Raw genomic sequence first — 25,383 nt, forward strand, 5'->3', positions numbered from 1 at the left:
TCGGGGAGATGTCGTGCAACGAACGTTCTACTGTCTGCTGGCCTGTTCCTCTGCCAACTGCTTGGCCTCGGCGAGAACCTCGTCCAGAGCGTCGTCGGACAGCCCTTCTCTGCTGAGGATCGTGTACGCCACCAGGGTCTGCACCTGACCCATCGCCTCTGGACTCATGTCGAGCTGTACCGACTCGTCGAACACTGCCCTGATCAATGACTCCGCCTCGGAGGGATCGATTGGACCTGGGCCGTCAACCGTCCCAGCCCGAAGGTCGGCGACGAACTTGATGACCTCAGCTTCGTCGTATGTTCCCTCGAAACGTCGTTCGATGGCCAGGAAGAAGAGCGCGCTCAGTAGCGCCGGCCAACCATCCCATCCTTCGGCATCCAGCCTGCGCTCGTATTCGTCGTTCGCCTCGAAGTCGCCCTTGATCAGAGTCCGCGCGAACCCGACCACGTTATCTCTTATCATCATCTTGCTTCCCTGTCCGCAGCCGTCTTTTGAGGTAGTTGATGGTGGCCCTGCCGACCAGCGCGGCGCCTAGGGCGGCTACTACAGTCGCCGAGACCGCCTCGTGTGCCGGCGGTGGTTGGACGGGGCTTGATGGAGTGGTCGGGGTTGTCGTGGAAGCAGGACCACCGGAGGGCGGACGGTCCTCTTTGATGTGCCGTAAGGCAATCTTGGTGCCCTCCTCGACCGCCTTCGTGGTCTCGGTGACGGCATCCTTGACGTCGTCGGCGCGCTTCGCGGTGCGGTCGAGGAAACTGGCGGCGCGGGTCCGGCGGTTTATCGCCTCGGCCGTCGCGCGCTCGCCATCCGGCATCGCTTCCGGTGCAGACGCGCGGGGTGACACGGTGCCCGGAGCGATTATGTTGACGTAGGCGGTGAGGTGTTCGGCGGCCTCGGATAGGAGCCGCGCGGTCTTGCCGGCCTTTTCCGCGGCAGTCCTGGTGTCTACGACCGCCTTCCGCATCGACCGGTTGTCGGTGCCCTGGGACGCTTCGGTGTAGGCGGCCTGCGCCTGTCTCGCTTCTTCCTCGGCGCGCTTGGCAGTCACGGCCGTCTCGTCGATCAGGCCGATGACGGTGCGGAACTGGGCCACAACATCGCCAACCGAGGTGCTGGCCATCAGAGCCTCGACGCGTAGTCGCTTGCGGAATCTCCGCCGGATCGCAGCAGCTCGATGACCCGCGAGGACTCCCTCAACGCCTCATGCAGCCTCGTCGTGGCTGCCTCGACCTCGCTGTGTGCACTGTCGTGCGCGGTCGTGGCAGTCAGCAACCGAGCCTCTTCGATCTGGCCCTGGACACCCTGCATCAAGGCCCCGCCGTCCTGGGCTGCCTGGTCGCCTCGGCTGATGGTCGCCTTAACTCCGGTGATGTCCATCAGGTTCGTCCCGAGTCTCTCGCAGAGTCGATCGGATCAGCCGAGCACGCTGGCGTATTCGCGGGCGGCGGTGGCGCTGCCCTGGATCATCGTCGCCGCCTCGACCAGGCGCTGCTTCGTCTGCTCGGCGCGGCCTATAGCTTCGGCGATCTTGGGATGGCCGGTACCGGCGGCGACGGCCCTGAGTCGGGTGAGGACCTGTTCGGTGTTCTCGATCGCTGACCGAATCTGGTTGAGGGTGTTGTTTCCCTGGTCGGCGGCCTGGACGAGCGCGGCTTTGACTTCCTCGATGCTGGCCATGCGATCCTCCCCGAGTGCCGGCTGCGGCGGGACGGTCGGAGGTTGAGCATCCCGGGCGGCCAACCGTTCGGCCGTCACGCTCGCGTGGTCGACCGAACACTATCCGAGAGCATGGGTCTGTGCAGCCCCGCCGACTCGGCTCGGGCTGATCCGTCTGCTACCTGCCTTCCGCGACGAAGACGCCGACGCCGTGCACGCTCTGGACCAGACCTTCGGTCCGAAGCGCGTGCATGGCGTAGCGGATCACCGCATCCGAGACGTTGTGTTCGGCCTTCAGTTGGGCGGTCGAGGGCAGCTTGTCGCCGGGCTTCAACTCCCCAGCCTTGATCTGGCTGCGGATGTGATCGGCGAGCTTCTCCCATTTGGTGGCAGGCATCGGTGCACTCCTTGGTCTCCGCCCGCCATCAGATCACGGCCGTAGTTCAGTCAGCAAGTTCGCGGTACAGCGAACTAGTTGGCTTGACTTAAGCGAACTAGTTCGCTTAGGTTCGTCCCTGCGAGTGCTCCTTGGTCTCCAACCTGCTGCTCTCGCACCTCCTGGTCGGGGCGGACGACTTTTCTTCGGGTTGTCCGTCCCGACCCCACACCCGGCCATGCACCACTGGCCGCCATGTGTGGATGTCCTGACGAGTCAAGGAGAGGTTGGTGATGTCGTGCGTCCCCTGCTTCGCCAGCTATTGGAGATCGAGCCCGAACGACCATGGCCGCCAGAGGCGGCGGATCACCGGTCGGCGGCGTATCGGCCGATGTGGCCGTCGCAGGTGCGGGCTCGCCGGTTCACCCCGGTCAGGCGCGGTCGCCGTGGCGTCGATCCGGCCGAGGTGAGGGTGTTTCTGGACCGGGTGGCCGGCGACCTGGCCTGGGCATATGCCGAGCTGGCGCGTACCCGGGAACAGAACGCCCGGATCACGGACGCGTTGCGGCGCCGGCGGTCCGGGCAGGTGGCGTCGCCGCACGAGCTGGCCGGGCGCTGATGGCCGGGCCGAGCCGCTTCGTCGTACACGTTCCGTTCACGGCGCCGGACCGGGCTGAGGCCCGGCAGTACGCCCGGATGCTGGCCCGGGTGCTCGGCCGGCTGCCGGAGGTGGACCCGGCCGAGGCCACGGTGTCCCCGGAGGACGACCAGAGTGTGCACTCCCGACTGTTCTGTGACCGGCTCCTGTCCGGTGGTCACCGCTGCGCGCTGCGGGCCGAGCACGAGGCGCCCTGCGCGGTCGTGGAGTCGGACCGGTGACCGGGGTACCGGTGGTGGTCTGTCGGGCCTGCGACGGGCTGACGTTCACCGTCGACACCTGCGTCTGCACCTACGACGGGGATCGGCTCTTCGTCGAGGGCGACCGGCCCGGGGACGGTACGGCATACCGGGACTGTCAGCTCTGCCAGGGCGTCGGCAGGGTGGCCCGGCCGTGCCGCCCCTGCGGGCAGACCGGCCGGCGGCGGGCCCAGCTCGTGCTCACGATGGCGAACGTGGACACCGGGGCGGTGGCGTCGGCGAACGTCGTACCCGGGGTGGTGGAACCGGCCCCGTGGCCCGGCGGCGGCGACTGGCACCTGCCGCTGGCGCCGCTGGTCAGGGAACTCGCGGCAGCGGTCGGCGCCGGCTCGTGGCGCGACGTGCGGATGCCGAACCGGTCGCCGGACGGGCCGGTGGTGTTCCTGCCCCGAAGGTGGAAGCCGGGCCTGCCGGAGCCGACCCGCCGCGCCCTGGAGGCGGCGGCGATCGCGGCCGAGAGCGGCTGGCCGTGGTATCTCCTGCTCGGACGTACCGCCGTCGACCCGCCCCGGGACCTCGCCGCCGACCTGGGCCGGTGGTGCCGGCTCGCCGACCTGCTCTATCTGGACCTGGTGGTCGAGGCCCGTCGCCGCCACAGCCATGCCGACGACCTGTCCTGGAGCATCCGCTACGAGATCCCGGGCGGTGCGGTGCCGGCCGAGGCGCATGGCTGGGCTGACGACCTGCCCGGCGCAATCGCGGCCACCACGCTGCACGACGCCATGTACGGCCTGATCGAACGCGGTCGCGCCGCACCCGCGCACTATCTTGCCGGGCGCGACCGGGAGTGTCCGCAGGCGCCGAGCGTCGACCTCGACCAGCTCGAACGCCGGATCGTCGCCGACTGCACCGACGTGGCCACCGGGGCGGCGACGGCCGGCGCCCAGGCGGTCTGGCGGGACGGTCGCTGGTGGCACACCAGCCTGCGGACCGCCGGCACCACCGAGACGTTCGTCGAGCGGAGCACCGGCCAGATCGCGTGCCGCCAGGCAGTCGTCCTGCGGCGTGGGTGGCAGCCGCCGGCACCGGACCACCCATCGGGTACGTCGACTGCCGCGACTGCGACCCGCACAGTCGGCTGCGGGCCTGCTCCTGCACGCTGGCCGGTCGACCTGCCGATCCGGACTGCGAGTTCTGTGCCGGCGCCGGCCGCAGCCCGTCCACGCTGCGCTGCATGACCTGTGGGGACAGCCGACGGATCCACGACGGGCTGAACGTCACCGTCACCGATCTGGCGAGCCGGGTCGTACACCTGACCTGGCGGCCGGGGGAGGCGGTGCCGGCGCCGCTGGTCGCCACGGAGCCCGGCGGCCGGCCGGTGCACCAGCTTCCCGACAACTACCGGCTCGGCGACCAGGCCGGCATTTTCGGGGTACGCCCGGAGGACCTGACCGAACTCGACGGCGGCAGTTCCCTCGACCAGGATCTCCGGTACGGCATCGTCACCCTGCCGTACGCCGGTGCCGATCCTCTGACCTGCTACCTGCACCGCGTCGGGCGGGGGCAGCCCGGCGCCCGGCTCCTCGTCGGCGCCATCCGACCCGACGTTCCGGCCCTGGCCGAACTCGTCCGACTCGTGCTCGGCCTGCGGCTGGCGGTCACCATCACCGTCACCGACCACAGCCGCAACGCCGGAGATCCCCGCCTCGTCCAGGGTGACAGGTGGGACGTCACCGTCAGCGTGCCCGGGCTGCCGGTCGCGCCCGCCGAACCGCCCACCGGGCACACCCCGGAGGCGGCGACGGCGTTCTGCCTCGAATACCTCGAAAACGCGATCGCCGGCCGCGTACCCGCCGATCCGACCGAGCCGATCGCGGTCCCGCAGACACTGCGACCGGTCACTGTCGACGATCCGACGCCGTTGCTCCGACGTCTCGCCCGAGAACATCCCGGGCAGCCGGTCGCCGTCCACTACGGCGGTGTCACCTGTCAACTCCACCTGCGGGAGCGGGACGGTCTCGTCCGGCACCTGGCCACCGCGTCGACCCTCTCGGCCGCGCTCACCGACCTCGGCCTCCAGCCAGGATGAGTCATCGGGCGGCAGGAATCCGGAACCGGTGCCGGCCGCCAGTCCCGGTTCATCGACGAGCGGCACCACACGGCGTACGACCGGCGGTACCCTGTGGCCCGTGATCGGCTCGGACACGACGACGGCGGCTCCGCAGCCGGGAACCCGCCCACCACGCCGTCGCCGTACGGTCGGGGCGGCGCTGGTGGAGGCGGTCGCCGTACTCGGCACCTCGTTGCGGCTGTTCGTCCGGCACTGGCCGGTGCTGTTCGCGCTCTTCTTCGCCGGAGCGGCGGTGCGGGAGTTCGTCGTACTGGGCGCGGTGCAGGCCAGCAAAATCAATGGCGTACTCGGACTGCTGGTGGTCATCCTCGGCCCGATCGCCACCCTGACCGCCCTGGTACTGATGCTGCGCGCCCTGCGCCCGTCACTGCCCTGGCTGGCAGCCACAACTGACGACCCGGCCCCGCCGAGCGACCCGGCCCCGACAACCGCACCAGCCCCGGCAACCGCACGGACCCCGACAACCGCACCGGCTACGGGAAATGATTCGGAGACGGGAACAGAGACGGGAACGGCGGCGGTGGCGGGTGGCCGGCCGCGTCGCCGCAGGTCGCTCCTCGATCATCTGGGCAGCGCGCTCGTGCCGTTCCTCGCCGTCTACGCCTCCTGGGGATACCTCCAGGAGGACATGGCCGAATATCTCTACCGGCTCTTCGCCGACACCTACCTCGCCGACGCCACCATCTTCACCGACCCCGCCAAGGTCGCCGAGAACGCCGAGCGCCGCATTCCGCTCAGTCTCACCGGCACGATCGTGGCGGTCGTCGCCGTCGCGGTCGTACTGCGCTGGCTGTTGAGCAGATGGCAGGAGCGGTCCCGGATGGGCTGGCTCGGCATCCCCGGCGCGTACGTCGAGGTCATCTGGATCTCCATCGTCGCCGCAACGGTCGCCCAGGCGCAGGAACCGGCGCTGCAATGGCTCCAGGACCGCCGCATCGTCGTCTGGCTGCTGGACTCCTGGCACACGGTGGTGGACCAGCTCGGGCCACTGGCCGGGCCGGTCCGGGCCGGCGGGGCGTTCCTGGCCGGCGCGGCCGGCTCGGTGCAGGTGGCCGTGGTCGTACCGCTGGCCTGGCTGGCCGTCGGCGCGGTGGTGTACGGCCATCGGCTCGCCCCGCCGGCACCGTCGCCCGCCGACCTGATGGAGCGGGCCGCCCGGCGGTGGCGGGCGATGCCCCGACCGGTACGCGCCGTCGGGGCGAATCTCGGCGGCGACCTGCGGGAGCGGTTCACGCCGATGGTGCACAGCTTCCGGCTGATCGCCCGCGCCGGTCTGGCCCCGATGCTCTTCTTCTGCCTGGCCTTCCTGCTGGCGCAGACCGCCCGCGAGTGGCTGTGGGAGGCGGAGCGGCTGCTCATCGGCGGGCAGGACCTGGCGGCGGTGTGGGTGCCGCTGTCCGGGCCACTGGCGCTGCTCAACGACGCGTTCGGCACGGTGATACTGGCCTGCCTGCTCGGTGCCGCCGTCGACCGGGTACTCCGGATACAGCCGCCGACCCCGTCCGACACGTCCGGCGAGGCGTCGGACGGAACGTCGGGCGATGCCTCGGCCGAGGCGCCGTTCGGGGACGGTCAGCCGATGGGGAACTGGGCGTAGCGCGGCATCGCACTCGCCTGGGTGATCCGCAGCGCGACCGGGGTGGCCGATCGGGGCAGCACGAAGTACGCGACCGCCTCGAACGACCGCTGTGTCTCGTCGTCCGGGCGGCAGCCGGTACGCGGTACCCGGGCGTTGAACAGCTCGGCCGGATCGGCGCTGAACAGCCGACCGTCCCGGTCCTCCAGTTGCGGCCGGCAGCCGAGCAGTGCCTCGGGGCCGGAGAGTTCGATCGCCAGGGTGGCCCGCCAGGCCCGTACGCCGGGCGGCAGGGTGAAGGGCCGGTTGCCGTACCCGGGGACGGTGGTCTCGACCACCTCGACGAGGCGGATCCGGGCACCGGAGAAGCTCACCCAGCCGTCGGCTCCGGCGGTGACCGGCTGCCGGTCCTCCGCCCGGGAGTACTGCTGGTAGCCGTCCCTGACCCCCGGCGCGAGCGCCAGCGCCATCACCGGTATCAGCAACAGCAGTCCCCAGCGGTTGCGCCGCCACCAGCCGACCGGACGGCTGGGCGTTCCCGGTCCGTCCGATGTGGAGACAGCAGGGTCGGCTGTGGAGCCGACGGAGACGGGATCGGACCCGCCGGCCCAGGGAAGGCTTGGCGCGGCGGACGGCGCCGCTGCGGCGACGCTGCTCGGTGCGACAGGCGCGCCGCTCAGTGCGACAGGCGCGGCGGTCGGTGCGGCAGGAACGGCGCTCGGCGCGACGGGCAGCGCGACGGTCGGTGCGGCATGCACAGGCGGCGGCGTGACGGGCGCGGGCTGCGGTGCGACAGGCGTGGAAGGCGGCGCGGTGGGCGGGGAGGTCGGCGGAGCCGTGGCCGGGGACGGCGGAGAGACCGGTGGTGCCGTGGTCGGGGGCGGCGCCGAGCCGGGTCGCGGGGCGGAGGGCGGAGCGGGTCGGGGGGCGTCGACCACCGGGAGGAGCGCGGTGTCGACCTCGGCGTACCGCAGGATCACCGTGTCCGGGCCGGTCCAGCGCGGCGGAGGGGCGAGTGCGTCCGCCTGCGGTGGCGGGGCCGGCGGCGAGGCGGACGGGTCCGGCCGTGGCGCGTACGGCACCGGTGGTGGTGGCTGGGTCACGGCTCCACCACCCGGGGAGCAGCCAGCTTCACCGGTTTCGGATCGCTCGCCCAACGGTCAACGGTCGCCTGGTCCACCGGAGGCAGCGGGATCTCGGCCATCTCGTCCATCCGTCGGTCGATCTGCTGTTCGGCGAAGCGGACGGAGAGCCGGGTCGCCGCGTCCCGGGGCACCTCGAAGGCGACCTCGGCCTCGACCGGTACCCCCGGTTGCAGGAGCCGGCCGGCGCTGACCAGCGCCTGCCCGAACCGGGTGGTGGCCCGGTATTCCCGGCCGCGTTGGTCCCGCAGTGCCGCGTACCCGATGGTGGTCGGCTCGTCCCGGGCGACCAGCCGGATCCGCAGGACCAGCCAGACCCCCGCGGTGTCGTGCGGCAGGCCGGTGGCGACCACCTTGGCGGTGCCCCGCACCTCGAGTACGGCCGCGTCGAAGAGCCGCGTCGAGACCGGCTCGCCGATCTGGCCCACCTGCACGAACGGCCGCTCGCGCTCGCCGGAACCGCCGCCGTTGACCGGCCGCCAGTTGGCGATGGCGCCGCCGACGGCCAGGGCCGCGACGAGCAGGGTACCCACGCCGGCCCGGCTGCCCAGCCGCTGCACCGGGCCGGGCGGCGCCCGGTGACTCGCGACGGACTCGGGATCCGGGTGCTCGGCAGGCGTGCTCATCCGGCCCGCCGGTCCTCCACCGGCACCTCGATCTCGGCGCGGCGTTCGGGGTCGAGCCACTCCATCGTGTTGCCGATCGAGTCGAGGCGGTACGTCTTGCCCCAGACCTGCACCCGTACCCGCGTCGGCACCGGCTGGCCGGCCTCCTGCTCCCAGAGGAACGCCAGCTTCTCCGGCAGGCCCGGGTTCAGGTACTTCGGCCGGCTGGCGTCGCGGAGCACCAGGACGTACCTCGGCTTCTCCGTGGCGAGCCCGTCGACACCGGTGAGCGAGACGGTGTCGCCGAAGTCGTCCCGGCTCTCGTCGTCGGTGTTCTCGACGGTCGCCAGTACCGCGAACCAGCGCCGGCCGTCGCCGAGGGTCAGGCCCGGCAGTTCGCCGACCAGCCGGCTGCCGGTGACCGTCACGTCCCACGGCCCGCCGTCGACCACCTTGCCCACCTCGACCGGCGGCGCCTCCGGCTTCGCCACCGGATCCAGCCCGCCGAACAGGCCGGATGCGGCGAGCCCGGCCACGCCCGTGCTTACTCCCAACCAGCGCAATGGAATGGCCAGCAGTCGGGCACCAAGTCCCGATCGGCCCGCGCCCGGCCCCCCGCCGTGGTTCGACACGGCTTCGGAGCATAGGCACTGGTCGCTGATCCGGCCAGTGCGACGCGGGACCGGCGGAACGGATCCGCACCCTCCCGACCCTAAGTGGGTAAGTGATGATCTGCCTTGCGTTCCTTACCGTCGCCGTGTCAGGATCGTCCGCGATGAGCCAGCCCGCCGTCCCGACCCCGGAAGCCCGCCCGACCCCGGAAGCCGCCCCGGCGCCGGAAGGCCGGCAACGGCCGGAGAGCCGACAACCGCCAGGAACTGGCCGGCCGTCGGAGCCCGGCCAGTTGTCGGGGTCCGGTCAGTCGTCGGGGTCCGGTCAGTCGTCGGAGTCCGGCCAGCCCTCGGTGGCCACCCGGTCGTCCGGGCCGGTCGACGCCTCCGCGCGGCGGATTTTCGGCCTGGCCCTGCCAGCCCTGGTGGTGCTGGCCGCCGAGCCGCTCTACGTGCTGGTCGACACCGCCGTGCTCGGGCACCTCGGGTCGGTACCGCTGGCCGCGCTCGCCGTCGGCGGACCGGTGATGACCCTGGTCGTCTGGATCGGCACGGTCACCGCGTACGGCACCACCGGGCGGGCGGCCCGCCGTTTCGGGTACGGCGACCGGACCGCCGCCGTGGCCGAGGGCGTGCAGTCGTCCTGGCTCGCCCTCGGCGCCGGACTGCTGCTCGCGGTCGCCATGCAGTTCGCGGCCGGCCCGCTGGCGCGTACCGTCGCCGGACCCGGATCCCCCGAGGTGGCCGACGGCGCGGCACTCTGGCTGCGGATCGCGGTGATCGGCGCCCCCGGGCTGCTGCTCGCGGCGGCCGGCAACGGCTGGATGCGCGGCGTGCAGGACACCCGCCGGCCGCTCTGGTTCGTGCTCGGCCCCAACCTGCTCTCCGCGCTGCTCTGCCCGCTGCTGGTCTATCCGGCCGGGCTCGGGCTGGCGGGCTCGGCGATCGCCAACGCGGTCGCGCAGACCCTCTCCGGGCTGCTCTTCGCGGGCGCGCTGGTCGCCGAGCGGGTGCCGTTGGCTCCCCGGCCCCGGGTCATCGGTCGGCAACTGGTGCTCAGCCGGGACCTGCTGATCCGGGGTGCCGCCTTTCAGGCCAGTTTCCTCTCCGCGACCACCGTGGCGGCCCGGTTCGGGGTGGCGGCGGTCGGCGCCCACCAGATCGCGCTGCAACTCTGGTTCTTCACCGCGCTGCTGCTCGACGCGCTGGCCATCGCCGCGCAGGCCCTGGTCGGCGCGGCGCTCGGTGCCGGCGACGCGGCCAGCGCCCGGCTGCTGGGCCGGCGGATCGCGATCTACGGCGGCATCTGCGGCGTCGGCTTCGCCGTGCTCATCGGTGTGGGCGCCGGGATCGTGCCGGCCTGGTTCAGCGACGACCCACACGTACGCGAACAGGCCATGGTCGCCTGGCCGTGGTTCGTCGGGATGCAGCCGCTGGCCGGGGTGGTCTTCGCGCTCGACGGAGTGTTGATCGGTGCCGGCGACGTCCGCTTCCTGCGCAACCTGACCGTGGTCAGTGGGTTCGGGGTCTTCCTGCCGGCGATCTGGCTCACCTCCGCCCTCGATCTCGGCCTCGGCGGCATCTGGGCCGGGCTCACCCTCTTCATCGTGGCCCGGCTGGTGGGGCTGCTGTTCCGGATGCGCTCCGGCCGCTGGGCCGTACTCGGCGCCACCCGGTGACACCCGCCGGACCATCAGCGGCTGCTGGACGCCGCGCCCGCTGGCCGAGCGGGCAAGCCTCCAAGCCTCCACTCCTCCGCCGACGGTGATCGTGCCCGTGCCGCTCCACCACCCCGGTCCCCGACGTCACCCGTCGACCCGTGCGGGGATCGGGCGTCCGGCGTCACCCGCTGACGCCGCGCGCCGGACCGGCACCGGCCTCTGGCACGCTGGTATCCCGTGAACCCTGACGGTCTGATCGTGGTCGACAAGCCCGGCGGCATGACGTCGCACGACGTGGTGGCGCGGATCCGCCGGCTGGCCCGGACGCGCAGGGTCGGGCACGGCGGCACGCTGGATCCGATGGCCACCGGAGTACTGGTGATCGGGGTCGGCCGGGCGACCCGGCTGCTGACGTACGTGATCGGGGCCGGCAAGAGCTACACGGCGACGATCCGGCTCGGCCAGTCGATGGTGACCGACGACGCGGAGGGCGAGGTGGTGGCGGCCACCCCGGCCGGGCACGTTCCCGACGAGGCCGTCGCCGCCGGGCTCGCCCCGCTGACCGGCGAGATCGACCAGGTACCCAGCGCGGTCAGCGCGATCAAGATCGACGGGCAGCGGGCCTACAAGCGGGTACGCGACGGCGAGCAGGTCGCCCTGGCCGCGCGCCGGGTCACCGTCTCCCGGCTCGACCTGCTCGCCATCCGCCGCCTCGACGTCCCGACGCCCACTGCTGACGGGACGGCGGGCACCGACGGGCTGGCGGTGGTGGACGTGGACGTGGCGGTGGACTGCTCGTCCGGCACGTACATCCGGGCACTGGCCCGGGACCTCGGCGCCGCGCTCGGGGTCGGCGGGCACCTGACGGCGCTGCGGCGTACCGCCGTCGGCGGGTTCACCCTCGCCGAGGCGGCGACCCTGCCGGAGTTGGAGGAACGGGCCCCCGAGGTGGTCAACCTGGGCGTCGAGGCGGCAGCCCGACGGTTCTTCCCGCAGCGGACGGCCAGCGCCGACGAGGCGAAGGTGCTCTCGCACGGCGGCCCGCTGGACCCGGCCGGCATCACCGGTCCGTACGCGGTCTTCGGCCCGGAGGGCGGTCTGATCGCTATCGTCAGCGACCGGGACGGGCGGGCGCGGGCGGAGATCGTGCTCGCCCCGGCCTGAGCGGCAACGCGGCGGTGCGACGGGGCGTCGGACAGGGCGGGCACGCGGGGCAACGACGGCACGGAAGGAAGAGAGCCAGGAATGCAGCGGTGGCGGGGGTACCACGGGGCGCCGGTCGGCTGGGGCCGGTCGGTGGTCACCATCGGGGTCTTCGACGGAATTCACCAGGGGCACCAGACGACCATCGGACACGCGGTGAAGCGCGCCCGGGACATGGGCGTGCAGTCAGTGGTGGTCACCTTCGACCCGCACCCGGCCGAGGTGGTCCGGGCCGGGTCACATCCGGCGGTACTCACCGAGCAGGCCCGCAAGGCGGAGTTGATCGAGGCGCTCGGGGTGGACGTACTCTGCGTGGTGCCGTTCACCCCGGACTTCTCCCGGCTCTCGCCGGAGGCGTTCGTGCACGACGTACTCGTCGAGCAGTTGCACGCCGCGCTGGTGGTGGTGGGGGAGAACTTCCGGTTCGGCCACCGGGCGGCCGGCGACGTGGCGCTGCTGGAGCGGCTGGGCCGCACCTTCGGCTTCGCCGTCGAGGCGGCGCCGCTGGTCGCCGACGCCGACACCGTCTACTCGTCCACCTACATCCGGGCCTGCGTGGCCGCCGGTGACGTGACCGCCGCCGCTGCGGCACTGGGCCGGCCGCACCGGCTGGAGGGGGTGGTGGTCCGGGGCGACCAGCGGGGGCGGGAGATCGGCTTCCCGACCGCCAACCTGCTCTGCCACCGGTACGCGGCGGTGCCGGCCGACGGGATCTACGCGGCCTGGCTGATCCGCCGGGGCGGTCGGGCGGGACAGGGCGCCGAACGGCTGCCCGCCGCAGTGTCGATTGGCACAAATCCGACATTCTCTGGCCGTGAGCGCCGGATCGAGGCGTACGTGCTGGACTTCTCCGGCGATCTCTACGGTGAGCGGCTCGCCCTCGACTTCGTGGCGTACCTGCGGGAGATGCGCAGTTACGACGGCATCGAGCCGCTGGTGGCGCAGATCGCGGCGGACGTCGCGCAGACCCGGGCGGCGCTGGCCTGACGGACCGGGGCCCAGCCTTCCGACCAGGGAAGATCGGATCGGCCGGCCCGACCCGGCCAGGTCCCGCGTGCCCTTGACTCGGCCGGCCCGGAACGGGCTGGTAACCTGACGGGGACGTCGGGTTACCGGCGTGGCCTCGCGTGCCTGCACGACGCCGCGGGTGCGAGGTCGCCCCGGCCCGGTCCACCGACCGGCCCGGGCGGACACGACAATCCAGGAACAGGGAGACATGGCGCTCGACCAGGAAGCCAAGGCCAAGATCCGCCAGGAGTACGCGACCGTCGAGGGTGACACCGGGTCGCCCGAGGTGCAGGTCGCGGTGCTGACCAAGCGGATCGCCGACCTCACCGAGCACCTCAAGGTGCACAAGCACGACCACCACAGCCGTCGTGGTCTGCTGCTGCTGGTGGGTCGTCGTCGGCGGCTGCTGAACTACATGCAGAAGAAGGACATCAACCGCTACCGGTCGCTCATCGAGCGGCTCGGCCTGCGGCGGTGATCTGAGCGGGGGAGCGGCCGTCCCGGTGACGGCGCGGCGGCACCGAGCCGCCGACGGCACCGACGGGCAGCCGCTCCACCCGCCCACCTCGCCACACCCATAACCAGGGGCCAGCGCGACCACCCGATGGGGAGCCGGTCGACGCACCGGTCCTCGGTAGTGGCCCCCGGGCCGGCCGGCACGTTCCGGCGCCCCGGGCGCTTCGATCGAAGACCGGTTGTCCGGGCAGCTCCTCTGGCCACGGTCCCGCACCGGCGGACACCGGCGCGGAGGGCAGCGCGGGCCCCCGATCGAAGGAGTGCTACCGCACCATGACCGAAACGTCCAACCCCAACAGCGCCGCCACGCTGGGCGCGCAACACCGTACCGCCGTGATCGACAACGGGTCGTTCGGCACCCGTGAGATCACCTTCTCCACCGGGCGGCTCGCCCGGCAGGCCGCCGGCTCCGTACTCGCCCAGCTCGGCGAGACCGTGGTCCTCTCCGCGACCACCGCGAGCAAGCACCCGAAGGAGCAGTTCGACTTCTTCCCGCTCACCGTCGACGTCGAGGAGCGGATGTACGCGGCGGGCCGGATCCCCGGCTCGTTCTTCCGCCGCGAGGGGCGGCCCAGCGAGGACGCCATCCTCACCTGCCGGCTGATCGACCGGCCGCTGCGCCCGTCGTTCGTGAAGGGCCTGCGCAACGAGGTACAGGTCGTCGAGACCGTGCTGGCGCTCGACCCGCAGCACCCGTACGACGTGGTCGCGATCAACGCCGCGTCGCTCTCCACCAAGCTCTCCGGCCTGCCGTTCTCCGGCCCGATCGGGGCGACCCGGATGGCGCACGTGGACGGCCAGTGGGTCGCCTTCCCGACCATCGAGGAGCTGTCCCGGGCCACCTTCGACATGGTGGTGGCCGGCCGGTCCCTGCCGGACGGCGACGTCGCGATCATGATGGTCGAGGCGGAGGCCACCGACCACACCGTCGCGCTGGTCGCCGGTGGCGCCCCGGCACCTACCGAGGAGGTCGTGGCGAGCGGCCTGGAGGCCGCGAAGCCGGCCATCCGGGAGCTGTGCCGGGCGCAGAGCGAGCTGGCCGAGGTGGCCGCCAAGCCGGTCGCCGACTTCCCGGTCTTCCTCGACTACAACGACGACGTCTACGAGGCGGTCGCCGGAGCGGCCCGTGGCGAGGTCGCCGAGGCGCTGAAGATCGCCGGCAAGGCGGACCGCGAAGAGGCTCTCGACCGGATCAAGGACCGGGTCGTCGAGCAGCTCGCCCCGACCTTCGAGGGCCGGGAGAAGGAGGTCAGCGCGGCGTTCCGCTCGCTGAACAAGTCCGAGGTACGCGCCCGGGTGCTCCGCGAGCAGGTCCGGATGGACGGGCGGGGGCCGCGCGACATCCGGCCGCTGACCGCCGAGATCGCGGTGCTGCCCCGGGTGCACGGGTCGGCGCTCTTCGAGCGCGGCGAGACGCAGATCCTCGGCGTCACCACGCTGAACATGCTCCGGATGGAGCAGGCGCTGGACACCCTCTCCCCGGAGAAGACCAAGCGCTACATGCACAACTACAACTTCCCGCCGTACTCGACCGGTGAGACCGGCCGGGTCGGTGCGCCGAAGCGGCGCGAGATCGGGCACGGTGCGCTGGCCGAGCGGGCACTGATCCCGGTGCTGCCCAGCCGCGAGGAGTTCCCGTACGCGATCCGCCAGGTCTCCGAGGCGCTCGGCTCGAACGGCTCGACCTCGATGGGTTCGGTCTGCGCCTCGACGCTGGCGCTGCTGAGCGCCGGTGTGCCGCTGAAGGCGCCGGTCGCCGGCATCGCGATGGGCCTGATCTCTGACGAGGTCGACGGCAAGACGCAGTACGTGACGCTCACCGACATCCTCGGTGCCGAGGACGCCTTCGGCGACATGGACTTCAAGGTCGCCGGCACCAAGGACTTCGTCACCGCGCTCCAGCTCGACACCAAGCTCGACGGCATCCCGTCGGACGTGCTGGCGGCGGCGTTGCAGCAGGCGTACGAGGCGCGGCAGGTCATCCTCGGGGTGATGCAGGACGCGATCGAGGGTCCGGCCACGATGTCGGACTACGCGCCCCGGGTCACCACGGTGAAGATCCCGGTCGACAAGATCGGCATGGTGATCGGGCCGAAGGGCCAGACCATCAACGCCATCCAGGACGAGACCGGCGCCGAGATCTCGATCGAGGACGACGGCACCATCTACGTCGGCGCGACCAACGGCCCGTCGGCCGAGGCCGCGGTCGAGCGGATCAACGCGATCGCGAACCCGACGCTGCCGAAGGTCGGCGACAAGTTCCTCGGCACGGTGGTGAAGACCGCCGCGTTCGGGGCGTTCGTCTCGCTGCTGCCCGGACGGGACGGCCTGCTGCACATCTCCAAGGTGGGCGACGGCAAGCGGGTCGAGCGGGTCGAGGACTTCCTCAACGTCGGTGACAAGATCGAGGTGCAGATCGCCGACATCGACGCCCGGGGCAAGATCTACCTGGACAAGGTGCGGCCGGAGGGCGAGGAGGCACCGGCCGAGGCGGCCGGTGGCGAGCGGCCGGCCGGCCGGGACCGGGGCGACCGGGGACCGCGCGACCGCAGCGACCGGGACCGGGGCGACCGTGGCCCGGCCCGGGGCGACCGCGAAGGCGGCGAGGGCGGCGAGGGTGGTGGCGGCGAGCCGCGCCGCCGACGCAACCGGCACAGCTGATCGACCGCGCCGCGCTGGCCTGTGTCCGCACAGGCCGGCGCGGCGCGCGCGGCATCGGCGGCCCGCCGAGTCGGGTACGCCGGCCGCACCGTGGCACGGGCGGCGTCCGCCGCGCCGTCGGCATCGAGCTAGGAGCCAGGTTCCTTGAGTCGGGCGAAACGAACGTCGGGTTCCGGTGCCGGAGCCGATGCCACCGATCCGGCGGCCCGGGCGGTGACCCGGGTGGTGGACAGCGACCCGCTCGGCGGCACCGTACGCCGTACTGTGCTGCCCAGCGGGCTGCGCGTGCTCACCGAGGCGATCCCGACGATGCGTAGCGTGTCGTTCGGCATCTGGGTGGCCGTCGGTTCCCGGGACGAGACCGGGCCGCAGTCCGGTGTCTCGCACTTCCTGGAGCACCTGCTCTTCAAGGGCACCCGCAAGCGCAGCGCGCTGGACATCTCGGCGGCGATCGAGGCGGTGGGCGGCGAGACGAACGCCTTCACCACCAAGGAATACACCTGCTACTACGCGCGGGTGCTCGACCAGGACCTGCCGCTGGCCATCGACGTGATGTGCGACCTGGTCGCCGACTCGGTGCTGGCCGCCGCCGACGTGGAGACCGAGCGCGGGGTGATCCTCGAAGAGATCGCCATGCACGACGACGAGCCCGGTGACGAGGTGCACGACCTGCTGGCCCGGGCGATCTACGGCGACCATCCGCTGGGCCGGCTCATCTCCGGCACCGAGGAGACCATCTCCCCGATGTCCCGCCGGCAGATCCAGAGCTTCTACCGGCGCCGCTACACGGCACCGTCGATCGTGATCGCCGCCGCCGGCAACCTCGAACACGGCGAGGTGGTCAAGCTGGTCCGGCAGGCGCTGCACGGGACCGTGCTGGACGGCGAGCCGGCCGCGCCGGCTCCGCTGCGCCCGGCCGATTCCCGGGTACGCACCAACCGGCCGGGCAGCGTCGTCGAGCACAAGGAGACCGAGCAGGCGCACGTGGTGCTCGGCTGCCCCGGCATCGGCCGGCTCGACGAGCGGCGGTTCGCACTCGGGGTACTCAACAACGTGCTCGGCGGCGGCATGTCGAGCCGGCTGTTCCAGGAGATCCGCGAGCGGCGGGGCCTGGCCTACTCGGTCTACTCCTACTCCAGCCAGTACGCCGACACCGGCCTCTTCGCCGTCTACGCCGGCTGCGCTCCGGGCAAGGTCGACGAGGTGCTGGAGCTGGTCCGGGCCGAGCTGGCCGAGGTCGCCGCGCACGGCATCACCGACGCCGAGCTGGCCCGGGGCAAGGGCATGGCGAAGGGCTCCTACGTGCTCAACCTGGAGGACACCGGGTCCCGGATGAGCCGGCTGGCAAAGGGCGAACTGCTCTTCGGCGACCTGCTGCCGGTCGACGCACTGCTGGCCCGGGTCGACCAGGTCAGCGCGGACGAGGTGAACACGCTCGCCGCCGACCTGCTGTCCCGACCGATGTCGCTGGCCGTGGTGGGCCCGTTCGGCACCGAGGACTTCCCCGAGGCCGCCGACTGAGCCGTTGCGCCGTCGGCTGAGCCGTTGCCCCGCCGGCTGAGTCGTTCGGGTGGGCTGTTCCGAACGGGGGGCACCCGGCGGACGTACCCCGGCGGGTGGGATAGGTTGTGCCGCGTGAGCGACGTGCGTGAACCCCAGGTTGGATCGTCCGCCGAGCCGTCTGGCCGACCGCCGGGAGAGTCTCTGCGGGTCGGGGTGCTGGGCGCTCGTGGCCGGATGGGCATCGAGGTGTGCCGGGCGGTGGACGCCGCCGAGGACCTCGAACTGGTGGCCATGGTCGACCAGGGCGACTGGCTGTTCAACGTCTCCGACGTGGGCGCCGAGGTGGTGGTCGACTTCACCACCCCGGACGCGGTGATGGACAACCTGCACTGGTGCATCGAGCAGGGCATCAACGTGGTCGTCGGCACCAGCGGCTTCACCGAGCAGCGGCTGGACCGGGTGCGTGGCTGGCTGTCCCACAAGCCCGGGGTGGGCGTGGTGATCGCGCCCAACTTCGGCATCGGGGCGGTGCTGATGATGCAGTTCGCGGCCAAGGCCGCCCGGTACTTCGAGTCCGTGGAGATCGTCGAGCAGCACCATCCGAAGAAGGTGGACGCGCCCAGCGGCACCGCCGCGCACACCGCCCGGCTGATCGCACAGGCTCGGGCCGAGGCCGGCCGGGGCGCCGTGCCGGACGCCACCACGGACGAGGTGCCGGGTGCGCGCGGTGCGGACATCGACGGGGTACGCGTGCACGCGGTCCGGGCCACCGGCCTGGTCGCGCACCAGGAGGTGCTGTTCGGTACGACCGGTGAGACGTTGACCATCCGGCACGACTCGTACGACCGGGCGTCCTTCATGCCCGGCGTGCTGCTGGCCGTGCGGTCGGTGCCGCAGCGTCCCGGGTTGACCGTCGGCATCGACTCGCTGCTCGGCTGAGTTCACGTCGCGTCGACCGCTCCGATCCGCCCGGTGGGGGTTCGAACGGGGTCCGAGCGGGAATTGTGTCCTCGCTCTCGGTCGGTGACCGAGGGCACGGTGCAGCCGGCCGTCGAGCGAGGTTCGATCAGGTGTGTGAGCAGAGAACGGCCCGGCGGGTGACGCCGTGATATGCACGCTGCCGACCCGCGAGCCGGGTCTCGTCGTCGCCGACCACGTCCCGTCGCCGGACGCGTCGGTCCAGGTCCCGGGGGCCGGCTACCGGCAGCGCTGGGCGGTGCAGGCGATGGCGGTGGCCGCCGACGACCGCCTGTTGGAGATCGGTTGTGGGCGCGGAGTGGCGGTCTCCCTGGTCGCCGACCGGCTCGTCGACGGCCGGATCGTCGCGATCGACCGGGCGGCGACGATGGCGCGGCTCGCGGCCGAACGCAACGCCCGGCACATCGGTTCGGGCAGGGCCGAGATCCGGTGCGCCGAGTTCGCGTCGGCCGACCTGCCGAACGGGTACTTCGACAAGATCTTCGCGGTGAACGTCAACCTGTTCTGGCTGGGTGCCGCGGCACGGCAGATCGATCGGATGCGAAGTCTGCTGGCCCCGGGAGGACGGCTCTACGTCTTCGGCGAGCGTCCCGTCTCCGGGCACCCGACGGCGAACCTCGGCGCGACCGAGCGGCTGCTCCGCACCCGGGGGTTCGCCACCACCAGGACGGTCGAGGTTCGCGGCCGGGGCCGGATGCTCACCTGCGTCACCGCCACGCCGACGCGCTGAGCCGTCCCACCGGTTCGACCGGTTGCTCGGGGCAGCATCCGGTCCTCGACCTTGGTCAACGCCACCAACCAGGAGGTGGCCGGCTCGGGTCGACGCGCCGGGTGACCGGTCAGTGCCGGGTGGGCGCGTGGGCGGGCCAGTTCGACGGTCGGCGGCACCGTCACCCGTCCAGGCGCACCACCCGGCCCCGGCCCGGAGCTACCGCTGCTCCGGCGTGGAGACCAGCCCGGACGGTAGGCCGGCGATGTTGGCGCGGCCGGTGCGGTCGACGGTGACGTCGACCGGGGTGCCGCCGATCCGGAGCCGACGGGCGGTGACCGCGCCGAACGGCGTACCGGCGAGGGGTTGCAGCCGGACCTGGCCGGCGGGTACGTCGGGGTAGAGGCCGACGGCGGCCTGGAGCAGTACCACGGCGGACGCCGCCGACCACGCCTGCGGACGGCAGGCGGCCGGGTACGGCATAGGTCGGGCCAGCGTCGTCCGGTCGTCGCCGCTGAACAGCTCGGGCAGCCGGTAGTCGAACGCCTCCGCCGCGCCGAGCAGACCGTCGGCGAGCCGGGCAGCCGCCTCGGGATAGCCGCTCGCGGCCAGCCCGCCGATCGCGATCGCGGTGTCGTGGGCCCAGATCGACCCGCAGTGGTAGGAGAGCGGGCTGAATCCGGCGTCCTTGGTCGACATCGTGCGCAGGCCGTAACCGCCGGCCAGGGTGTCGTCGGCGAGCAGTCCGGCGACCCGGGCCGACTCGGCCTCGTCGAGCAGGCCGGTGCCGAGCAGGTGCCCGAGGTTGCTGGTCAGCGAGTCGACCGGCCGCTTGTCCCGGTCCAGCGCCAGTGCGGGGTGGGCACCGAGCGGGCCGTCGACCCAGAACCTGGCCCGGAACCGCTCGGCGAGCCCGGCCGCGTACGCCCGCCAGCGCTCGCCACCCGGACGGTCGAACGCGTCGAGCAGGGCCGCGCCGTCCAGGGCGGCCCGGTGGGCGTAGCCCTGCACCTCGGCCAGGGCGATCGGCGGCCGGGCGAGGCTGCCGTCGCGGAACCGGACGGAGTCGTGCGAGTCCTTCCAGCCCTGGTTGGCCAGCCCCTGCCCGCTGAGGTCGAGGTACTCGACGAAGCCGTCGCCGTCCGGGTCGGCGTGTTCGGCGAGCCAGCCCAGCGCCGCCTCCAGGTGGGGGAGCAGCGGGACGATCTCCTCGTCGGGCAGGCCCCAGCGCCAGGCGTCGTGCAGCAGGCTCACCCAGAGCAGCGTGGCGTCGATGGTGCCGTAGTAGGCGGCCGGCAGCCGCAGGCCGTTGCCGACCGCGACGAACTCGTGCCGGCGCAGCTCGTGCATGATCTTGCCGGGCTCCTCGCCGGACCGCTCGTCGACCTTGTCGCCCTGCCGCCGGGCGAGCACCCGCAGCGTGCTGGCGGCGAGTTCGGTGCCGAGCGGCAGCAGCATCCGGGCCGCCCACATGCTGTCCCGGCCGAACAGGGTGAGGAACCACGGCACCCCGGCGCCGAGGAAGACCTCGTGCGGTGTGCCGGCCTCGGCGAGCCGGAGTGCCCGCAGGTCGTCCAGGGAGCGGTCGAGCAGCCGGACCAGCCGGGGGTCGTCGGCCGAGACCTCCGGCCGGGACCAGGCGGGCTCGCGGGGCGGGGTGACCACGACCGCCCGGGGGTCGTCCACCGCCAGCCGCCAGCGGAGCACGGTACGGCCGCGCGGCGGCAACTCGATCGGCCAGGTGAGCCGGCCGGTCTCCGGGTCGGCCTCGGCACCCTCGCCGCCGACCGTGACGGTGATCCCCTCGGCGGTCCAGCTCAACTGGCCGGGCTGGCCGAACTTGGCCTCCAGCGGACTGGTCGGCAGGCCGGACTTGACCGTCTCGACCGGGGCGAGGTCGCAGCCGAGGGTGAGCGTGGCGGTGCCGCGTACCGGCTCGGCGGCGGTGGAGACGACGTGGATCTCCTCGACCAGGCCACGGGGGACGACCCGGCGGACCCGGTCGACGCGTACGGTCGGGTCGGCGCCGTCGTCGCCGAGCCAGCGGGCCAGCGAGACGAACCGGGCCCCGTGCGGACCGTCCGGGCTGTTGCCGATCGCCTCCGGCTCCCGGTCGTCGATCCGGAACTCGGCCTGCCGCAGCACCCGGGCGTCGGCGTGGAAGACGCCCTGCACGCCGACGGGTCTGAGTTGCCCGTCCGCGTCGGTCAACGCGCTGGTCGGGGCCAGCACGACGCCGACAAGATCGTGTAACAGCGGTTGGAGGTGCCGGTCGGCCACAAGGAACTCCTGATCCGGGGTGGTACGCGGTGCCTTGACAGATCGTCGCGCGGGGTGCAAAGTGCGAAACATTCCAGCAACTTGAACGATCCAATACTGCCCTACTTCATTTGGATCGTTCAAGAGGGGCGACGAGGGATTCTATGGCGGAAAAAGTGACGATCGCGACAGTGGCCCGCCGGGCGCGGGTCAGTCGGCAGACCGTCTCCAACGTGCTGAACGCCCCGCACATGGTCCGGGAGGAGACCCGGGAACGGGTGCGGGAGGCGATCAGCGCGCTCGGCTACCGGGCCAACCAGGCCGCCCGGCAGATGCGTACGGGCAGGTCCCGGCTGATCGCGGTGCGGATCGAGCCGACCCGGGACGGGGTCAACGGCTCGGTACTGGACCGGTTCCTGCACGGGTTGACCGAGGCCGCCGAGGCTGCCGGCTACCGGGTGATGCTCTACACCGCCCCCGACCCCCGGGCCGAGATCGACGCGTACGACAGTCTGCTCGGCGCGTACGACCTGGACGCGTTCGTGCTCACCGGCACCGAGTACGGAGACGCCCGGACCGCCTGGCTGACCGAACGGGACGTACCGTTCGTGACCTTCGGCCGGCCCTGGGACAACCCGGCGGAGACCGCCCCGCAGGGACGTACGGCGGTGCCGGCCCGGCATCCGTGGGTCGACGTGAACGGCGCCGACGGGGTGGCCCAGGCGACCCGGCGACTGCTCGACACCGGGCACCGGCGGATCGGCTTCGTCGGCTGGCCGGCCGGCTCCGGCGTCGGCGACGACCGGCGCTCCGGCTGGCACGACACCCTGCTGACGGCCGGACTCGACCCGACCGGCCTGGACCGGGCCGCCCCGGACGGCTTCGCCCAGGGCGAGGCGGCGGCCCGGGACCTGCTCGCCTCGGCCGAGCCGCCGACCGCGATCGTCTGCGCCAGCGACTCCCTGGCACTCGGCGCGCTCCAGGCGGTCGGCGCCCCCGGCGGCTGGCCGGCCGGACCGGGGCAGCGGCCGGAGGTCGCGGTCACCGGCTTCGACGACACGCCGGTGGCCCAGGCCATCGGGCTGACCAGTGTCAGCCAGCCGCTGGCCCAGGCCGCGGCCTGCTGCGTGGACCTGCTCGCCGACGTACTCGACGGGAGCCGGCGGGGCGGCGCGGCCGGTCACCGCCGGTCGGACCCGGCGTCCAGCGGACCCGGGCAGGTGCTGCTCCGGCCGTCGCTGGTGGTGCGGCAGAGCGGCTGACGCCCGCCGCTCGCCCCGTCGGCAGCCGCCGCAGGCAGACCAGAGACCAGGAAGTTCTCACCACCGGTACACCCCGATAACCCCACCCAGGAGAGTGAGATGGCACGACGATTCCTCCGCCGGGCGACCGTGGCGGGCATCGCCGCCACGGCGCTGCTGAGTTCCGCCGCCTGCGGCAGCGGCTTCGACGACGGCGCCGAGACCAGCCAGAGCAGCGGGCCGGCCGCGTTGCAGATCCTGATCGGCTCGTCCGGCGAGGCCGAGACCAAGGCGGTGCAGGCGGCTGCCGCGAGCTGGGCCAGCGCCTCCGGGAACACCGCCACGGTCACCCCGGCGCAGGACCTCGTCCAGCAGCTCGGCCAGGCGCTGGCCGGGGACACCCCGCCGGACGTCTTCTACGTCGACGCCGGCCGGTTCGCCGACTACGCCAGCGTCGGCGCGCTCGAACCGTACGCGGACAAGCTCGCCGACGCCGGGGACTTCTACCCGAGCCTGCGTACCGCGTTCACCCGGGACGGCAAGTTCTACTGCGCCCCCAAGGACTTCTCCACGCTCGCCCTCCAGGTCAACACCGACCTGTGGAGCAAGGCCGGGCTGACCGACGCGGACATCCCGACCACCTGGGACCAGTTCACCGCGACCGCCCGCAAGCTCAAGGCGAAGGGCGTCACCCCGCTGGTCATCGGCGACACCCGGGACCGGGTCGGCGCCTTCATGAAGCAGAACGGCGGCTGGATCACCAGCCAGGACGGCAAGCAGGCCACCGCCGACACCCCGGAGAACCTCCAGGCCCTCCAGTACGTCAAGAGCCTGCTCACCGAGGGCCTGGCCCGCTACCCCAAGCAGGTCGACGCGGGCTGGGCCGGCGAGGCGTTCGGCAAGGGCTCGGCGGCGATGACGATCGAGGGCAACTGGATCAAGGGCGCGTTGCAGAACGACTTCCCGAACGTGAAGTACACCGTGCACCCGCTGCCGGCCGGGCCGAAGGGTCAGGCCACGCTCTCCTTCACCAACTGCTGGGGCATCGCGGCGAAGAGCAAGTTCAAGGAGCAGGCGGTCAAGTTCGTCGAGGCGATGATCTCGGTGGACCAGCAGATGAGCTTCGCCAAGGCGTTCGGCGTGATGCCGTCCCGGCAGGCCGCCCGGGACCAGTACACCCAGGCGTTCCCGGCCGACAAGGCGTTCATCGACGGCGCCGAGTACGCCCAGGGGCCGGTGAACGCGCCGAAGATGGACAGCGTGCTGGCCGACTTCGACACCGGCATCCAGGGGCTGGACCGGGGCGACCCGAAGGCGCTGCTGGAGCGCGTACAGAAGAACACCCAGGCCGCGCTCGGCGGCTGAACGGACCGCTGGCCCCGGCTCCGGTCGCCCCCGTACCGGACCGGGGCCAGCCCCGCCGACCCCGCCCCTGCCCCTGACCAGGATGTGAAGGAAAGGACCATGGCGACCGACGTACTGGCCGGACCGGACGGCGCCCGCCCGGCCGCGCCCGCCCCGGCACCCCGGCGCACCCGACGGCGGCGCGGGATCCGCGGCGACGAGGCGCCCGCCGGCTGGCTCTTCGTCGCGCCGGTGGTGGTGATCCTCGGGCTGTTCATGCTGCTGCCGATCCTGATGGCGCTCTGGGTGAGCCTGACCGACTGGAACGGCCAGGGCAGCCCGTTCACCTCCCGGGTGCCGCTGGTCGGGCTGGACAACTACACCGACCTGTTCACCCGGGACGGCCTGGCCCGGCAGAACTTCATGACCTCGATCCGGAACAACATCTACTACGTCGGGATCGTGGTGCCGGTGCAGACCGCGCTGGCGCTCTTCCTCGCACTGGTGGTGAACAACCGGATGCTGCGCGGCCGGGGCTTCTTCCGGGCCGCGTTCTACTTCCCGTCGGTCACCAGCTCGGTGGCGATCAGCGTCGTCTTCCTCTTCATCTTCGCCAACTCCGGTGCGGTCAACCGGCTGCTGGCGATGTTCGGCTTCGACGGCCCGCAGTGGTTCGCGGACAGCCGGGGCGTACTGCACATCCTGCTCGGCGCGGTCGGCGTGGACGAGCCGCCGGCCGCACTCACCTCCGGTGGACCCTTCGGGATGGCCTGGTGGGACTGGCTCTCCGGCCCGAGCGTGGCGATGTGCTCGATCATCGTGCTGGTGGTCTGGACCACCTCCGGCACCTTCATGCTGATGTTCCTGGCCGCGTTGCAGCAGGTACCGGAGACGTTGGAGGAGGCCAGCGAACTGGACGGGGCGACCCGGTGGCAGCGGCTGCGTTTCGTCACCCTGCCGATGCTGCGGCCGACCCTGTTCCTGGTGCTGGTGCTGGGCGTGATCGGTAGCTGGCAGGTCTTCGACCAGATCTACGTGATGAGCCAGGGCGATCCGGCGAAGACCACGCTCACCCCGGCGTACCTCTCCTACCGGACGGCGTTCCGGGACTTCGAGTACGGCACCGGGGCGGCGATCTCCTTCCTGCTGTTCCTGATCATCATCCTGCTCACCCTCGGCCAGCGCTGGCTGCTCCGGGAACGCGACTCCGGCCCACGCCCGCGCCGTCGGGCCCGCTCGCGGGCTGACCGGGCCGGGGGTCCGGGTACCGCCGAGGTCGGGCGGTCGGGTGCTGCCGAGGCTGGGCGTTCGCGTGCCGCCGAGACCGGACGGAGGTCCTGAC

Annotated in this window: 25 protein-coding genes; 16 read left to right on the plus strand and 9 right to left on the minus strand. The window is 72.3% G+C overall.

Annotated elements, in window-relative coordinates:
* Positions 1-27: 27 nt before the first annotated feature.
* From Pen02_RS07805 to Pen02_RS07825, 5 genes are all read right to left on the minus strand, one after another.
* The gene (locus Pen02_RS07805) at positions 28-468 is read right to left on the minus strand and encodes a hypothetical protein (protein ID WP_203865261.1); all 441 of its coding nucleotides are present in this window, start codon (positions 466-468) and stop codon (positions 28-30) included.
* Entirely contained in the window at positions 452-1,123 is a 672-nt protein-coding gene (locus Pen02_RS07810; RefSeq protein ID WP_203865262.1) for a hypothetical protein, read from the minus strand. The genes Pen02_RS07805 and Pen02_RS07810 overlap by 17 nt, the downstream gene beginning before the upstream one ends.
* The gene (locus Pen02_RS07815; protein ID WP_203865263.1) at positions 1,123-1,380 is read right to left on the minus strand and encodes a hypothetical protein; all 258 of its coding nucleotides are present in this window, start codon (positions 1,378-1,380) and stop codon (positions 1,123-1,125) included. The genes Pen02_RS07810 and Pen02_RS07815 overlap by 1 nt, the downstream gene beginning before the upstream one ends.
* 36 nt (positions 1,381-1,416) lie before the next feature.
* The gene (locus tag Pen02_RS07820) at positions 1,417-1,680 is read right to left on the minus strand and encodes a hypothetical protein (protein WP_203865264.1); all 264 of its coding nucleotides are present in this window, start codon (positions 1,678-1,680) and stop codon (positions 1,417-1,419) included.
* 157 nt (positions 1,681-1,837) lie between these two features.
* A complete protein-coding gene (locus tag Pen02_RS07825) occupies positions 1,838-2,056 on the minus strand; it encodes a winged helix-turn-helix domain-containing protein (protein ID WP_203865265.1) in 219 nt (72 codons plus the stop codon).
* Between the two features lie 370 nt (positions 2,057-2,426).
* Between Pen02_RS07825 and Pen02_RS07830 the strand changes: the two genes are divergently transcribed.
* From Pen02_RS07830 to Pen02_RS07850, 5 genes are all read left to right on the plus strand, one after another.
* Positions 2,427-2,654, plus strand: coding sequence for a DivIVA domain-containing protein (locus Pen02_RS07830; RefSeq protein ID WP_372445583.1), 228 nt, complete (start codon positions 2,427-2,429; stop codon positions 2,652-2,654).
* Positions 2,654-2,914 (plus strand): hypothetical protein, encoded by a 261-nt coding sequence (locus Pen02_RS07835; RefSeq protein WP_203865267.1) that lies wholly within the window; start codon positions 2,654-2,656, stop codon positions 2,912-2,914. The genes Pen02_RS07830 and Pen02_RS07835 overlap by 1 nt, the downstream gene beginning before the upstream one ends.
* The gene (locus Pen02_RS07840; protein ID WP_203865268.1) at positions 2,911-4,131 is read left to right on the plus strand and encodes a hypothetical protein; all 1,221 of its coding nucleotides are present in this window, start codon (positions 2,911-2,913) and stop codon (positions 4,129-4,131) included. The genes Pen02_RS07835 and Pen02_RS07840 overlap by 4 nt, the downstream gene beginning before the upstream one ends.
* A complete protein-coding gene (locus Pen02_RS07845) occupies positions 4,128-4,982 on the plus strand; it encodes a hypothetical protein (RefSeq protein WP_203865269.1) in 855 nt (284 codons plus the stop codon). The genes Pen02_RS07840 and Pen02_RS07845 overlap by 4 nt, the downstream gene beginning before the upstream one ends.
* Before the next feature lie 100 nt (positions 4,983-5,082).
* Positions 5,083-6,621: a hypothetical protein gene (locus Pen02_RS07850; RefSeq protein ID WP_203865270.1), complete on the plus strand. Its 1,539-nt coding sequence runs from the start codon at positions 5,083-5,085 to the stop codon at positions 6,619-6,621.
* Here Pen02_RS07850 and Pen02_RS07855 read toward each other — a convergent pair.
* The 3 genes from Pen02_RS07855 to Pen02_RS07865 form a co-directional block, all read right to left on the minus strand.
* Positions 6,597-7,085, minus strand: coding sequence for a hypothetical protein (locus Pen02_RS07855; RefSeq protein WP_203865271.1), 489 nt, complete (start codon positions 7,083-7,085; stop codon positions 6,597-6,599). The genes Pen02_RS07850 and Pen02_RS07855 overlap by 25 nt on opposite strands.
* A gap of 614 nt (positions 7,086-7,699) precedes the next feature.
* Positions 7,700-8,368, minus strand: coding sequence for a DUF4352 domain-containing protein (locus Pen02_RS07860; RefSeq protein WP_203865272.1), 669 nt, complete (start codon positions 8,366-8,368; stop codon positions 7,700-7,702).
* A complete protein-coding gene (locus Pen02_RS07865) occupies positions 8,365-8,901 on the minus strand; it encodes a hypothetical protein (protein ID WP_203865273.1) in 537 nt (178 codons plus the stop codon). Before Pen02_RS07865 ends, Pen02_RS07860 begins: the two co-directional genes overlap by 4 nt.
* Positions 8,902-9,311: 410 nt before the next feature.
* On the opposite strand from Pen02_RS07865, the gene Pen02_RS07870 reads away from it, so the two are divergent.
* The 8 genes from Pen02_RS07870 (at position 9,312) to Pen02_RS07905 (ending at position 19,218) form a co-directional block, all read left to right on the plus strand.
* Complete coding sequence (locus tag Pen02_RS07870) at positions 9,312-10,637, plus strand: MATE family efflux transporter (protein ID WP_203865274.1); 1,326 nt, start codon at positions 9,312-9,314, stop codon at positions 10,635-10,637.
* Between the two features lie 219 nt (positions 10,638-10,856).
* Positions 10,857-11,783, plus strand: coding sequence for a tRNA pseudouridine(55) synthase TruB (gene truB / locus Pen02_RS07875; protein ID WP_203865275.1), 927 nt, complete (start codon positions 10,857-10,859; stop codon positions 11,781-11,783).
* An 81-nt stretch (positions 11,784-11,864) separates the two neighbouring features.
* Positions 11,865-12,809: a bifunctional riboflavin kinase/FAD synthetase gene (locus Pen02_RS07880; RefSeq protein WP_203865276.1), complete on the plus strand. Its 945-nt coding sequence runs from the start codon at positions 11,865-11,867 to the stop codon at positions 12,807-12,809.
* A 229-nt stretch (positions 12,810-13,038) separates the two neighbouring features.
* Positions 13,039-13,308 (plus strand): 30S ribosomal protein S15, encoded by a 270-nt coding sequence (gene rpsO, locus Pen02_RS07885; RefSeq protein WP_091553995.1) that lies wholly within the window; start codon positions 13,039-13,041, stop codon positions 13,306-13,308.
* 311 nt (positions 13,309-13,619) lie between these two features.
* On the plus strand, positions 13,620-16,007 hold the full coding sequence (locus Pen02_RS07890; protein WP_203865277.1) for a polyribonucleotide nucleotidyltransferase: 2,388 nt from the start codon (positions 13,620-13,622) through the stop codon (positions 16,005-16,007).
* Between the two features lie 144 nt (positions 16,008-16,151).
* Complete coding sequence (locus Pen02_RS07895) at positions 16,152-17,528, plus strand: M16 family metallopeptidase (RefSeq protein ID WP_203865278.1); 1,377 nt, start codon at positions 16,152-16,154, stop codon at positions 17,526-17,528.
* 183 nt (positions 17,529-17,711) lie between these two features.
* On the plus strand, positions 17,712-18,449 hold the full coding sequence (dapB, locus tag Pen02_RS07900; RefSeq protein ID WP_372445590.1) for a 4-hydroxy-tetrahydrodipicolinate reductase: 738 nt from the start codon (positions 17,712-17,714) through the stop codon (positions 18,447-18,449).
* 166 nt (positions 18,450-18,615) lie between these two features.
* Positions 18,616-19,218 carry a class I SAM-dependent methyltransferase gene (locus Pen02_RS07905; RefSeq protein WP_203865280.1) on the plus strand — a complete coding sequence of 201 codons (603 nt, stop codon included), beginning with the start codon at positions 18,616-18,618 and terminating at the stop codon, positions 19,216-19,218.
* 198 nt (positions 19,219-19,416) lie between these two features.
* Here the strand turns inward: Pen02_RS07905 and Pen02_RS07910 are convergent, their stop codons facing one another.
* Positions 19,417-21,477, minus strand: a complete 2,061-nt coding sequence (locus Pen02_RS07910) for a glycogen debranching N-terminal domain-containing protein (RefSeq protein ID WP_203865281.1) — start codon at positions 21,475-21,477, stop codon at positions 19,417-19,419.
* Positions 21,478-21,632: 155 nt separating this feature from the next.
* Between Pen02_RS07910 and Pen02_RS07915 the strand changes: the two genes are divergently transcribed.
* The 3 genes from Pen02_RS07915 (at position 21,633) to Pen02_RS07925 (ending at position 25,382) form a co-directional block, all read left to right on the plus strand.
* Positions 21,633-22,718, plus strand: a complete 1,086-nt coding sequence (locus Pen02_RS07915; RefSeq protein ID WP_239140226.1) for a substrate-binding domain-containing protein — start codon at positions 21,633-21,635, stop codon at positions 22,716-22,718.
* Between the two features lie 99 nt (positions 22,719-22,817).
* Positions 22,818-24,062: a sugar ABC transporter substrate-binding protein gene (locus Pen02_RS07920; RefSeq protein ID WP_203865283.1), complete on the plus strand. Its 1,245-nt coding sequence runs from the start codon at positions 22,818-22,820 to the stop codon at positions 24,060-24,062.
* Between the two features lie 99 nt (positions 24,063-24,161).
* Positions 24,162-25,382: a carbohydrate ABC transporter permease gene (locus Pen02_RS07925; RefSeq protein ID WP_203865284.1), complete on the plus strand. Its 1,221-nt coding sequence runs from the start codon at positions 24,162-24,164 to the stop codon at positions 25,380-25,382.
* Position 25,383: the final 1 nt, after the last annotated feature.

Origin of the sequence: Plantactinospora endophytica (assembly GCF_016862915.1) — a bacterium.
Lineage (GTDB): Bacteria > Actinomycetota > Actinomycetes > Mycobacteriales > Micromonosporaceae > Plantactinospora > Plantactinospora endophytica.

Bases quoted from the DNA above. Each gene is read 5' to 3' on its own strand.
- rpsO (WP_091553995.1), top strand. From the start codon at position 13,039: ATGGCGCTCGACCAGGAAGCCAAGGCCAAGATCCGCCAGGAGTACGCG.
- Pen02_RS07880 (WP_203865276.1), top strand. From the start codon at position 11,865: ATGCAGCGGTGGCGGGGGTACCACGGGGCGCCGGTCGGCTGGGGCCGG.
- Pen02_RS07860 (WP_203865272.1), bottom strand. From the start codon at position 8,368: ATGAGCACGCCTGCCGAGCACCCGGATCCCGAGTCCGTCGCGAGTCAC.
- Pen02_RS07920 (WP_203865283.1), top strand. From the start codon at position 22,818: ATGGCACGACGATTCCTCCGCCGGGCGACCGTGGCGGGCATCGCCGCC.
- Pen02_RS07890 (WP_203865277.1), top strand. From the start codon at position 13,620: ATGACCGAAACGTCCAACCCCAACAGCGCCGCCACGCTGGGCGCGCAA.
- Pen02_RS07845 (WP_203865269.1), top strand. From the start codon at position 4,128: ATGACCTGTGGGGACAGCCGACGGATCCACGACGGGCTGAACGTCACC.
- Pen02_RS07805 (WP_203865261.1), bottom strand. From the start codon at position 468: ATGATGATAAGAGATAACGTGGTCGGGTTCGCGCGGACTCTGATCAAG.
- Pen02_RS07925 (WP_203865284.1), top strand. From the start codon at position 24,162: ATGGCGACCGACGTACTGGCCGGACCGGACGGCGCCCGCCCGGCCGCG.
- Pen02_RS07835 (WP_203865267.1), top strand. From the start codon at position 2,654: ATGGCCGGGCCGAGCCGCTTCGTCGTACACGTTCCGTTCACGGCGCCG.
- Pen02_RS07825 (WP_203865265.1), bottom strand. From the start codon at position 2,056: ATGCCTGCCACCAAATGGGAGAAGCTCGCCGATCACATCCGCAGCCAG.
- Pen02_RS07810 (WP_203865262.1), bottom strand. From the start codon at position 1,123: ATGGCCAGCACCTCGGTTGGCGATGTTGTGGCCCAGTTCCGCACCGTC.
- Pen02_RS07815 (WP_203865263.1), bottom strand. From the start codon at position 1,380: ATGGACATCACCGGAGTTAAGGCGACCATCAGCCGAGGCGACCAGGCA.
- Pen02_RS07820 (WP_203865264.1), bottom strand. From the start codon at position 1,680: ATGGCCAGCATCGAGGAAGTCAAAGCCGCGCTCGTCCAGGCCGCCGAC.
- Pen02_RS07830 (WP_372445583.1), top strand. From the start codon at position 2,427: ATGTGGCCGTCGCAGGTGCGGGCTCGCCGGTTCACCCCGGTCAGGCGC.